This window comes from Alteromonas sp. W12, from assembly GCF_001924945.1.
In the GTDB taxonomy this organism is placed as follows: domain Bacteria; phylum Pseudomonadota; class Gammaproteobacteria; order Enterobacterales; family Alteromonadaceae; genus Alteromonas; species Alteromonas macleodii.
The window spans coordinates 550,932-562,250 of record NZ_LQXH01000007.1; the positions used below are offsets into that span (position 1 = coordinate 550,932).

The following is an 11,319-nucleotide window of genomic DNA, read 5'->3' on the forward strand; positions in this document are numbered from 1 at the left end:
AGTCTTAGCTGCCCAGAGCATCAACCAGCGTACTGAATTTAGTTCTTCCTACTGGAACACTCGCGCCCGAGTGCAGGTGTGCTATGTACTTCGCGCCTGAGTGTTGTTCAATATGCTTAACTTCATCAAGAGGTATCGCATAAGAGCGATGAACTCGCATAAATCCTTGAGGTAGAATTTGCATTAACCTGTCTAAATGCTTGTCATGCAATATGGTTTGATTGTCTTTAGTGGTTATTTCACTGTAGTGCCCAGCGGCTTGAATGAATTGAATGTCATCAACTTGAAGAAAGCAGAGCACATTGTTTTTGCGATATGACAACCGCTGACATTGGCCCTTAAATTGATGCAGAGAAAAGCGTTCTATCGCTTTACTTATTCTTTCTTGAGTAAATGGCTTACCAATAAAATCGAGTACGCCAAGCTCAAACGCTTCTAAAGCCCTGTCGGTATTCGCTGACACCACCACGGTGTGATAAGGGGCGGCAAGCTGTTGATGAATTAATGAAAAACCGTCTTTTCCATGCAAATTCAAATCTAGAAAAAGCAAGTCTGTGTCGCGGTTAGACAAATGTTCTTCTGCATCATCGAGGTTGGAAAAGCGATGAATAGTGGTTTTATCGTCGGTACACTGGTCGATAAAACGAGCAAGTCGTTTGGCGACCATGGGTTCATCTTCTACTAGGGTAATATTCATCATAGCGTTTGTAAGGTGATTTGTTCGGTCTGCTCGGCGTGCGCGTTACTTTGCTCACCCGAAACGAACGTTGTTGGAAATGTGAGCTTAGTTACCCAATACTTATCTTCAATAAATTCCACTAGCTTCCAGTTATTACCAAACGCTTCTGTGAGCCGGGCTTTAATATACTTGGTGCCAACACCGGTTCCTTCTTTATTCTCTAATGCTGATGTCTGGTAAGAATAGTGTTGAGTAAGCTGAGCTTTAAACAGCAAGGTAGTTGAATGTCTTTTATTCTTATCATGCTTGGCATTCTCTACGGACACACCCTGTGCTTCATCCTCTTGTTGTTCAGAAAAGCTGAGACTAAATAGATACTCTCCCGAGCCGTATCTGTTGTGGCTAAACGCATTTTCTATGAGGGTGAGTAATACTCCGGGAGGAATAAGCTGCTGCCCTTTGTTTTCTGACATCACCGGCTTTTGCAGTGAAAAGTGGGCGTCGAAGCGGTATCCCATAATTTTAAGGTGACTTTCACAAAGGGCGACTTCCTGCTGTAAAGCAATTAAGGCTCTATCGCTTAGGCTGGCCATTTGGCGAAACTCCGATGCTAACGCCTGAATAAACCCAATGGCTTCTTTAGGGGCTATTTCAATCCACTCTTCAATTGCCGTTAGGGTATTGAGAATAAAGTGAGGCTGTAGCTGTTTCTTTATAAGCTCAAGCTGCAGACGCTGGGTGGTAAGCGTTGACTGCGTAAATGCACGCTGTCTCTCAGCATGGGTTTGGCTTAGCACGAGTAGTAATAAAAGCGCTAAGCCACTAAACGAAACAAAGAAATATTGGTCCATAAACGAAAACCGGTTAATGAGAACGGGTGAAACAAATACCACTATTCCCATGGTCATTAACCACGCGTATTTCTTCCGTTTATAAATACTGGCCACACCAATAATAAAGCTAATGAGCAAAGACACACTGAACAACAAAAAGCTGCGGTAATCGTAACCATCGAAATATAACAGCACCCCACAACTAGCCATAACCAACACAAGCAAGGTACTGATAAACCATGTTTTTGAATAGCGGAAGAAAGACAGGAAAAAGAGCGGTAGCACCAGGCTGATAACAAGGGTTAATCCAAGGACGATTTCCATTCTAAGGATATGCCACTGGTAGCTGTAACCGAATAGACCTCGCCATGACTCGGCCAAGATTAATAGAATTAACATGGTGCATAGGCAGCTAAACCACAGGTATGCAGGCTCTTTGAGCGATGAAAAGTACACCACAAATGAATACATGGCGACAAGAACCAAGCCACTTAGCATCATTAAGGGCAATCGGATACGCCACTCATTAATGGCGGCAAGAGTTTCGAAGACGTCTGCAAATACCCAAAATCCACTACTTTGCGCGGTATCTGGACGAAATTCGCTGCTCAGCCTTACCATCACCGTGTTATCACCAGTATTCAGGTACTGTGAAGGTAGTATGAATATACTGTCTATCTCACCTGGCAATTCTTTGCTCTCGGCTGTTGCAGGCATGCCGTTATCACCAATGTGATAGCCGTTCAAATAAACAGAAAACGCGCCAAGTATAGAAACAAACAAGCCTTTAAGCGCACTCTCGGTTTGTTGTACACCTTGTGACCCATTTGATGTTGCGTTGAACGCAAGTGTGAACTTGAGCCACCTTACTTCATTAGACAGTTCGATATCCGACTGGGAATGAGCCCGCCATCGAGGGTCGTTCTCCGCTGGTACTTCCTCTTGCCCAGAATAAAGGATGCTGACCTGAGAAGGAAACGTCAGTGAATGGGTGGGCTGTTCGTGCAAAAGTACAACGCCCCAAATGAGCATTGTCATAAGCATTAAGTAGAACCAATTGAGTTTTTGCACGGGAAGTTAGGGCGTGTTGTTTGTTGTTATTGTTAACACAGTACACAGTTTTTAACTGTTAATGAAGTCGAAGTAATGCACTTGGGGAATGCCTGATGCAGTTCAGGAAATAGGTCGCCGTAAACCGAATAATTGACGCTACATTTGGCTGAAATTTATACGGAGAGTAATTTATGACACCCATTAATAAACTAGTAGCTTTTACCCTTTTACTATTGTGGTATGCGCCACTTGAAATAGCCCACGCAAATGACAACCAACTGTTGTCTCAAGCAGAACTCAACGAGCTCTTAAAAGAATACAAATTAAGTGGCGTAAGCGTCGCGGTAATCGACGACTTCAATGTTGTCTATTCCGCCACAGCTGGGGAAAAGGTGTTCGGTTCAGGCGATTCTATTAACCAGTCAACGGCCTTTTCTACCGCTTCTATTTCCAAGCCGGTTACCGCGCTACTAGCGGCTATGCTCGAAGAGCAAGGCAAGCTTAGTTTAGACGACTCTGTAGCTAAGTATCTCATCCGTTGGACACTGCAAAAAGAGCAGTTTCCCAACCCAGAGGAAATTACTTTTCGTCGGTTGCTCAGCCACACTGCGGGCACCACACAAAGTGGGTTTGCTGACTTTTATAAAGGAGACGCTGTGCCAACGGCTATCGATAGCCTAAACGGAGTAAACGTACCTCGTTATGACTCGCCCATTAGCTTAGCATTTAAGCCTGGTGAAACTTGGTCGTATAGCGGCGGAGGCTACGTTATTGTGCAAATTGCGCTGGAAGATCTAACTGGAAAGACATTGCCTGAATTAGCAGAAGAAATGCTATTTAAGCCGCTTAACATGGTTAACACCACAATGTATCAACCTGACAGCCCGCTATTTTTGCAAAATGTGGCAAGCGTTCATCACGACGATTTGAGCGTGATCCAATCTGGATATCCAATTTGCCCGCAAATCGCGCCTTCGGGAATGTGGAGTAATGCTCTTGATATGGCAACATTGATTATCGAAATGCAAAGAGCACTAAATGGCGATGATACAAAGGTAATCTCGCAAGCAGTGGCGCGCAATACTACTCAAATTGAAACCCTTGATGTTGTAGGTGGTTGGGGGCTTGGCTGGATGCGTCTTGAGGCTAAAGGCAACCTAGAGTGGTTCTCTCATGGTGGTTCAAACACGGGAACAGGAGGGAAAATCATGGGCACAATGCGCGATGGTAGAGGTATCGCTATATTCGGTAACGGCGGCAACCCTGCTCGAATTCCGGTTATTGAAACAGTTATTGCAACGGTTGTGGAAAAGCTCGACTGGAAGAAAAGCTTGCCCGTGGTAAAGCAACAGGTTCCCCTTGAACTGTTAAATGACTTTGAAGGTAAATATCTTGCAGGCTTTGGAGAAACCATCGAAATCAGCAAGCAGAATAACCAGCTTTTCTACCAAGGAAGACTGTTGCTGTGGAGTCATATCGAAAGTGGGGAACTTGTTTACCTTGGTGACGGAGAATTTGGTGTGGAAGGTTATCCAAACCGACTTTCTCTTGAAACAGTAAGCGGTAAAAAGCGGCTGAAAGTGTCGCGAAAGGGAAGCGATAAGGTGTCGTATTTTGAATCTGCCCCACAATAGGGGCAGTAAGATGGACAAGGCGAGTGTGTTACTCGCCTGCCATAGCACGACCTTTCGTTTTAACACTGGCTATCAACATATAAATACTGGTAGCAAGTAAGCACGCAAATAAGTAGCCCATCAATCCTTGAGGGCCTACTAAAAAGTTATCGGCAATGAGTGGGCCTACTACTGAACCCACGCTGTAGCTGAAAAGCATGACCTGTGTGGCGCATACAATGAAGCTAGCATCGAGTTTGTCACAGGCGAGATTTATTGCCACTGGGTATAGGGCAAATATTGCCATCCCTAATAGAAACAGACCTGCTCCCAAAGCGTATATACCGCTAACCGCTGCGGTTAATGTTATGGCGGCGACACCCAGTAAACAAAATAGTGCCATGAGTAACGTGCGGCCTAAGTACTTGGATAACGCAGGAATTAGAGGTTGAACTGCCATAGCGCCTAAAATAATTAAGGCCATTAAGCTACCCAAATCGTCATGAGCAATGCCGCGGTTTAATAGTTCAAGGGGCATTAAGCCGTAAATGGCACCTAGGGTTAAACCTGACACTATGCAACCAATAATTGCGGCATGATTTAGTTTCGATATTTGCTTTAGCGACAGTGGCGTACTCTGGGAAGATTCAGGCTGTTCGCTCTTTGCAAACAAAAGTACGCCAATGGCTAAAATCAACATGGTGAAAATGGCAGCAAAAGGAAGCATGCCGCCTACGCCAATAGCGCCAATACCTAACTGACCTAAAGAGCTTCCCCCGTACAGTGCGCCCATGTATAAGCCTAAACGTTTGGCTCTATCAGCTTCGTCGCCGTGTAAAAGCCACGACTCTACGATAACAAATACACCCGCTACAGCAACGCCAGCCACTAACCGAGCCACAAGCCAAACTGCGGTGTGAGCAAACAAAGGCATTACTACAATAGTTAGCAATAATATGCCTAAACACAGTGCAAAACCGTGCTTGTACCCTATGCGGGTGACCAGCGGTTCAATGCTAAGGGCACCTACAAGTAATCCTGCATAAAAGCTACTGGCAAGCCAACTGGCGATAGCCGTGTCTAGGTTGTAATGGCTGAGCATTAGTGGGATCAGACTCATCAAATAGCCAGACGCAACTGCGTACATACCCAGCGCAATAACGGGAACAGAAACCCGCGCTTTGGCTGGCGGGATAAGGGTGTTGTCCAAGGTAATGCCTTACATCAAAGGAAAGAGAAGATAATTTCGCGGCGCGACTATGAGGCAAATTCTGATATAGGTAAAATGAAAAGAAATGCTCGTAAAGATGCTAAAAATTGATGGTGAGGAAGGCGCTGCTAGATAGTGCATGCGCCTCAGATAGCTTAAGCATTAGCGCCTTAAATCATCCGGTGTATGATCTGCCACAAATGCGTTTCTTTCGCCCATGGGTCTGTCTTCACCCACCGTACTGTCTGCAGTAGTTTGGAGCTCTATCGACGAGTTCACCTCTGCACCAATTAGAATGATGTACGCGGTTAAATACAACCACATGAGCAGGATAATAATTCCCCCAACGGAGCCGTAGGTTTTGTTGTAGCTTCCAAATTCATTGAGGTATATCGAAAAGCCATACGAGGCTACTACCCATAATAACGTGGCAAAAACTGACCCCGGCGTCACCCAGCGCCACTGAGCTTCTCGTCGGTGAGGCGCATAACGATATAAGGCAGAGAGCGCAATATTAAATAGGGCCAGCATCACCGGCCAAGTCACCCACATGGCTTGCTCGGTACTAAGGGCATTTGACGTCATCCAGCTTATTGCTTCGGGTAAAATGGTGATGCAGGCGAGGGATACAATTACAGTAAGGATCATAAATATGGTGCACGTAATGCGCGCTAGAATACCTTTGAAAAAGCCTCTTCCTTCCGCCTCGCTATAGGTAATGTTGCATGCTTTTATCAGTGCGTTGGCGCCTTTGCTACTGCTCCACAGTGACAAGAGCAGAGTAAATAAAAAACTCCAGCCTAATGCAGTATTCGACTTCTCGGTTAAATTTTTAAGCTGTTCTTCAATGATGTAGCGACTGTCATTTGGTACTACATTTACCAGCAATGCCATATGACTTTGTAGTTCGTCGGGTGATACAACAAGGCCATACAAGGCAATGGTTGCCCCTAGTAAGGGGAAGATAGCCAGCAAGCAGTAAAAGGCAACGCCAGCGGAGATAAGAGGAATGTTGTCTTTTTGCAGGCTAGTGAAAATACGCTTTGAAATACTCCACCAACTTTTCAAAGAAAGCTCAAATGCAGATTTAGCGTGGTTAAAACGTTCCTTGCTCATGTGTCCTCATGCCTTGCCTAAACAATAAAACTCTTAAAGCTTGATACATGAAAATTTCGCTGTCGGCTTACATCACCTTGAAAAAAGAAGCGAGAAACAAGCTCTGTAAATCGTTCACAAGATCTGAATATGTGCGTGGCTATCAATGGTGGTGAAGTTGTTGGTGTTTCATTTATTTTAATTGAATCAATGGCTTGCGCTTCTTGGTTTGGATGGTTTGTAATTTGCACCTTCAATAGCATCGTAGCTAGATAGTAAGAGCTAGGTTATGCCATGCACAAACTAACGCTTTCACCTGATGGGATTTGCTAAAGGTGGTAGGCGGACAGTTATTTCTGTCGTGCAGTGACCCCTGTTTTTACTAGCTTTACATTTCGTCTTTCAAAAGGAGTGAACATTATGAGCAACACCCAAAACCTTAAAGGCAAAAAAATCGCTATTTTGGCAACCAATGGTTTTGAGCAAAGCGAGTTGATTCAACCAAGAGACAAGTTTATTGAGCAAGGTGCTGACGTTGATGTGCTATCTATTGATGCTCAATCGACGATCAAAGCATGGGACGAAGACAACTGGGGAAAAGAAATTAACGTTGATAAACAAGTTACGTCTGTAAACCCTGAAGATTACGATGCCCTTGTGCTACCCGGCGGTCAAATCAATCCCGATGTGCTGCGTACCAACGAAGATGCTGTTGCCTTCATCGAAAGTGCAAACAGCGCGGCAAGTATTAAAGCTATAGGTGCTATCTGTCATGGTCCATGGTTGCTGGTGGAGTCTGGGTTAGCGAAAGGTGCAACACTCACTTCGTTTCCTAGTATCCAAACAGATCTCAAAAATGCTGGTGCGACGTGGGTTGATGAGGAAGTGGTGACCCATTCAAAACTGGTGACCAGTAGAAACCCAGATGATATTCCAGCTTTCGTAAACAAAATTAGTGAAATGGTTGCCCAGTAAAAAGGAGGAAGTGTATGTCCACCGCAGCTACAAATAAAAAGGTTATCGCTATAACGGGAGCTTCCAGCGGCATTGGCAAAGAAACGGCAAGGCAACTGGTAAATAACGGTTTTAATGTTGCCCTTTTAGCAAGAAGTGAGGACAAATTGCGTGCCTTAGTCGAAGAGCTTGGCAATGATGTTGCGTTCGCTGTAAAAGCTGACGTTAGTGACTTTAAAAATGTCGATACGGCATTTAAAAAGGTGAGCAAACATTTCGGTCGCATTGACGGCATTTTCGCCAATGCGGGGCGCGGCGCGAAAGCCGCCGGCATTGAAAAGGGGGACGTAGATGACTGGGATGGCATGCTGGGCGCAAACGTAAATGGACTGCTTTATACTGCAAAAGCCGGATTGCCGTACCTGCGCGATACGCAAGGCCACTTCATTATTACGTCTTCGGTCGCCGGTCGAATAGCTCTCAAGGGTTCTGTATATGGGGCAAGCAAGTGGTTTGCTTATGGTTTCGGTCAGAACCTCGCCGAAGAAATGCGCGAGTGGGGCGGCCGCTGTACCACTATTTGCCCTGGTATGGTGAATACGCCATTTTTCGATGAACCTAAGGAAGACAAACTTCAGCCAGCTGATATTGCAAAATCGGTATTATTTGCCCTAAGCGCAGAAGAGTCAGCCTGCGTTCGCGAGGTTTATGTTATGCCGGCGAAGTAAAGCAAAAGGCTAGTTGAGTATAATGATGTACCGTGTTTTTACAGTTCTTAATTGGCGTTAGCGCGTTAACAAATAAGTCAGAACTGAATTTTATGTAGCTTTTGGCCTATGTAAAACCTCATGCAGAGGACGGTTGAGTTTAAACCGTCCATATTTTTTTGAGTTTGGAGCCAAGGAAACGGAGACAAACGAAGGGGTATTCGCTGGTGAGTTTACTCAACGATCATTTTTTATAACAGCTTAAGGTTATCTTGATTGTTGAAAAAATAAACACATTGAGATAGTCTAATATAAGCCTTGAGCTGGTCTTGTTGTTCAAAAAGGGAAAGCAGAGTATGGATGCTCACGATGTTTCCGAGCAATAGATTTTCAATAACTTCCCCATTTTTAGTGTTTATCAGTGAAAAGGTGATAACTAAAATGGAGACTGAATATGATACATCATGGCATCAATACACCTAGCGGTATGACCCCTAAATGCACCCATCATCAATTACAAGGCCGATTCAGGCGTCTATTTCCTCAACTCCCTCGACTTATCAGTAACTCGCATGATCTTCGTGAATGCGGTAAAAAGAACGGACCCATGGATTCCGGAGCAGAAGCCAAGTTGTCAGATATTGACCTGGGTTACGTATTCTTAGGCCAATTCATCGATCATGATATTACCCTTGATGTTACATCGAGTTTAAGTTCACGAAATACCCCTGATGACATCAATAATATCCGAACGCCTACCCTGGATTTGGATTGTATCTATGGGTCGGGTGTTGAAGGGACACCGCATCTCTACTATCACGCACCACCAAACGCCTCCGGCAAACCTAAACAAATAGACAAGTTGCACCTGCTGACGAACGGTGATGATTTACTTAGAGCAGAGAGTACTCCTCAGGGGCATTTAAACCAAGTGGCGTTGATTGGCGATCCACGTAACGATGAAAACCGAATAGTCTCTCAGTTTCAATTACTGATGCACTATTTTCATAACACGGTTGTCAATGAGTTACTAACGAAGGGCTCTTATACGACGAAAACTGCTCTTTTCGAAAAGGCGCGAGAGATCGTGACCTGGCACTACCAATGGGTCATTATTTATGACTTTTTACCCAAGCTAGTAGGTCAAACGGTCGTCGATGATATTATGTGTAACGGTCGACGATTTTTTACTGAAGATAACTCTCCATTTATTCCAGTTGAATTTTCCGTCGCCGCCTATCGCTTTGGTCATACAATGGTTACCAACCCATTAGACTTTAACGAAAGTCATAAAGGTGTAACGATGTTTGGCAGCGAGTTAGGTATAGGGTTCCAGAAGAATACGGCAGGAGCGATTAACTGGAGTTGGTTTTTTGGAGAAGATGCTCAGAAAGCGGGGGCGGTCGATGAAAAATTGCCTTCAGAATTACTGGAGTTGCCGTTTATCAAAAATGCCGAGGCATCGCTTGCCGTAAGAAATTTGCAACGTGGTCAGAGCTTTTCACTGCCATCAGGCCAGTCTGTGCACAAATACATGGAGTCTGTTTTAGGCGTAAGCCTGGATTCTCCCGATATGTCGATGTTCGAACTGCCGGGCAACTTAGCTCAAGCGACTCCGCTGTGGTTGTACATTCTTTGCGAGGGTAGCCTCTCAGGAGGCAATCATTTGGGGCCTGTTGGAGGTTATATTGTAGCTGAAGTGCTTATAGGTTTGATTGAAAGTGACCCTCACTCGTTCTTAGGATCTAACCCTTCATGGTATCCAGAACTAAAAGTACAGGGCAGTCAACCCGCTGGAGCTTTCGAAATGGCTGACATCATCAAATATACTGATTTCGCGGCTTAACAAACAAGCGGAAGTATTTACTGAGGCGTGAAGATATCGACTCCTGTAAGTACGCTCTGTCAAAAGCCATTGTTGAGAATTAGATTAGTAGCACCAGGTTTAATCGAACAGTCGGTTAGGTTGATGTAGAACGGATGAGACAGTTTTCAACATAGAAATATAGTAGCGGGGTAATGCAAAGGGCAGGGTTAGTCACTGCCCTTTTTTATTTGCCCCGCCTGTACGTTTAACCTGACTTATTAATTTCATGAAGCTATTCAAATTAGCCAAATAAAGTATTTTCCCCATCCTGTTACCCCTAATCTAGGTGTGTAGATAAGCGCTAGTTGAGTGAGATAGGCGATTGCAAACTCCTCATTGAAATGGCTTTCCCAAAGGGCCCGCGGCGCAAGAACAATAACAGGAGAGTAAGATGTCTAACGAATTTACGGGTAAGACCGCTATTATTTCTGGCGCCGCTGGCGGCATAGGGCTAGCGCTGGCAGAGGCATTGGCAAGGCAGGGTATGAATATCGTCATGGGAGATATTGATAATACTGCATTAGACGAGTCGGGCAATGATTTACGAGAGAAAGGTTTCGATGTATTGACTTGCGCCCTTGATGTTACCGATTACGCTCAGTGGGAAGATATTGTAGCTAACGCCAAAGAGAAGTTTGGCAAGGTTCATATGGTCATCAATAATGCTGGCGTTGGCGGTACGCCGGGGAAAGTCGAAGATTCGGAGCATGAGACTTGGCGCTGGGTAATGGACGTCAACGTTATGGGCGTACTCTATGGCGCACAAGCCTGCGTGCCAGCTATTAAAGAGCACGGCGAAGGAGGTTGGGTGCTAAACGTGGCGTCGATGGCCGGAATGATGGGCATGCCATATGCGGCGGCCTATTGCGCATCAAAAGCTGCGGTTGTTTCTATGACAGAAAGCTGGGTACCAGAACTGAAACCTTTTGGAATCCATACTTCTGTATTGTGTCCAGCATTCGTGAAAACCCGCATTCACGAGTCGTATAGAAATAGGCAGCAAAAATACGCAGTAGCCGCTGAAAAACGCATTGATAAAGAGAAGCTTAAAGTCGGAGCCCAAGCAGCCACTAAAGCAGTAGAGTCGGGAATCGATGCCTCTGTGCTAGCTGAACGCGTGATAGAGGCGCTTCAGTCAGAGCAAACTTATATTTATACACACCCGAATTATCGAAAAGTTACTACGGCGCGTTTTAGCGCTATTGATAGCGCCTTTGTAGATGCTGAGCAGAGTCAGGTTGTTGGTCATCTTATTGATGATGAAATCGTGACTTTTTAGTTCATTCGCGGCTACGGTTTGCGTATAAA

The 11,319-nt window shown here is 45.0% G+C and carries 9 protein-coding genes; 5 read left to right on the forward strand and 4 right to left on the reverse strand.

The genetic code is table 11. The features are described 5' to 3' along the window. Nucleotides 1-4 precede the first annotated feature (4 nt). Nucleotides 5-700, reverse strand: coding sequence for a LytR/AlgR family response regulator transcription factor (locus AWH61_RS09970; protein ID WP_249922630.1), 696 nt, complete (start codon nt 698-700; stop codon nt 5-7). Next, the gene (locus AWH61_RS09975; protein ID WP_075176957.1) at nt 697-2,556 is read right to left on the reverse strand and encodes a sensor histidine kinase; all 1,860 of its coding nucleotides are present in this window, start codon (nt 2,554-2,556) and stop codon (nt 697-699) included. The genes AWH61_RS09970 and AWH61_RS09975 overlap by 4 nt, the downstream gene beginning before the upstream one ends. Before the next feature lie 200 nt (nt 2,557-2,756). Between AWH61_RS09975 and AWH61_RS09980 the strand changes: the two genes are divergently transcribed. Further along, the gene (locus tag AWH61_RS09980) at nt 2,757-4,199 is read left to right on the forward strand and encodes a serine hydrolase domain-containing protein (protein WP_075176958.1); all 1,443 of its coding nucleotides are present in this window, start codon (nt 2,757-2,759) and stop codon (nt 4,197-4,199) included. A 28-nt stretch (nt 4,200-4,227) separates the two neighbouring features. On the opposite strand, the gene AWH61_RS09985 is transcribed toward AWH61_RS09980, so the two are convergent. Continuing rightward, a complete protein-coding gene (locus AWH61_RS09985; RefSeq protein ID WP_075176959.1) occupies nt 4,228-5,388 on the reverse strand; it encodes an MFS transporter in 1,161 nt (386 codons plus the stop codon). Between the two features lie 162 nt (nt 5,389-5,550). Continuing rightward, the gene (locus AWH61_RS09990; RefSeq protein WP_075176960.1) at nt 5,551-6,504 is read right to left on the reverse strand and encodes a YihY/virulence factor BrkB family protein; all 954 of its coding nucleotides are present in this window, start codon (nt 6,502-6,504) and stop codon (nt 5,551-5,553) included. Nucleotides 6,505-6,903: 399 nt separating this feature from the next. Here AWH61_RS09990 and AWH61_RS10000 point away from each other — a divergent pair, with 399 nt between their 5' ends. The 4 genes from AWH61_RS10000 (at nt 6,904) to AWH61_RS10015 (ending at nt 11,290) form a co-directional block, all read left to right on the forward strand. Beyond that, entirely contained in the window at nt 6,904-7,458 is a 555-nt protein-coding gene (locus AWH61_RS10000) for a type 1 glutamine amidotransferase domain-containing protein (protein WP_075176962.1), read from the forward strand. A 14-nt stretch (nt 7,459-7,472) separates the two neighbouring features. After that, nucleotides 7,473-8,165, forward strand: a complete 693-nt coding sequence (locus AWH61_RS10005) for an SDR family oxidoreductase (protein WP_075176963.1) — start codon at nt 7,473-7,475, stop codon at nt 8,163-8,165. Nucleotides 8,166-8,751: 586 nt separating this feature from the next. Further along, nucleotides 8,752-9,990, forward strand: a complete 1,239-nt coding sequence (locus AWH61_RS10010) for a peroxidase family protein (protein ID WP_075176964.1) — start codon at nt 8,752-8,754, stop codon at nt 9,988-9,990. A gap of 412 nt (nt 9,991-10,402) precedes the next feature. Then, nucleotides 10,403-11,290 (forward strand): SDR family NAD(P)-dependent oxidoreductase, encoded by an 888-nt coding sequence (locus AWH61_RS10015; protein WP_075176965.1) that lies wholly within the window; start codon nt 10,403-10,405, stop codon nt 11,288-11,290. Nucleotides 11,291-11,319: the final 29 nt, after the last annotated feature.

Excerpts from the sequence above, each read along its gene's own strand:
- AWH61_RS09990 (WP_075176960.1), bottom strand. The coding sequence starts at position 6,504 with ATGAGCAAGGAACGTTTTAACCACGCTAAATCTGCATTTGAGCTTTCT.
- AWH61_RS09975 (WP_075176957.1), bottom strand. The coding sequence starts at position 2,556 with ATGCTTATGACAATGCTCATTTGGGGCGTTGTACTTTTGCACGAACAG.
- AWH61_RS10010 (WP_075176964.1), top strand. The coding sequence starts at position 8,752 with ATGGATTCCGGAGCAGAAGCCAAGTTGTCAGATATTGACCTGGGTTAC.
- AWH61_RS09980 (WP_075176958.1), top strand. The coding sequence starts at position 2,757 with ATGACACCCATTAATAAACTAGTAGCTTTTACCCTTTTACTATTGTGG.
- AWH61_RS10000 (WP_075176962.1), top strand. The coding sequence starts at position 6,904 with ATGAGCAACACCCAAAACCTTAAAGGCAAAAAAATCGCTATTTTGGCA.
- AWH61_RS10005 (WP_075176963.1), top strand. The coding sequence starts at position 7,473 with ATGTCCACCGCAGCTACAAATAAAAAGGTTATCGCTATAACGGGAGCT.
- AWH61_RS10015 (WP_075176965.1), top strand. The coding sequence starts at position 10,403 with ATGTCTAACGAATTTACGGGTAAGACCGCTATTATTTCTGGCGCCGCT.
- AWH61_RS09970 (WP_249922630.1), bottom strand. The coding sequence starts at position 700 with ATGATGAATATTACCCTAGTAGAAGATGAACCCATGGTCGCCAAACGA.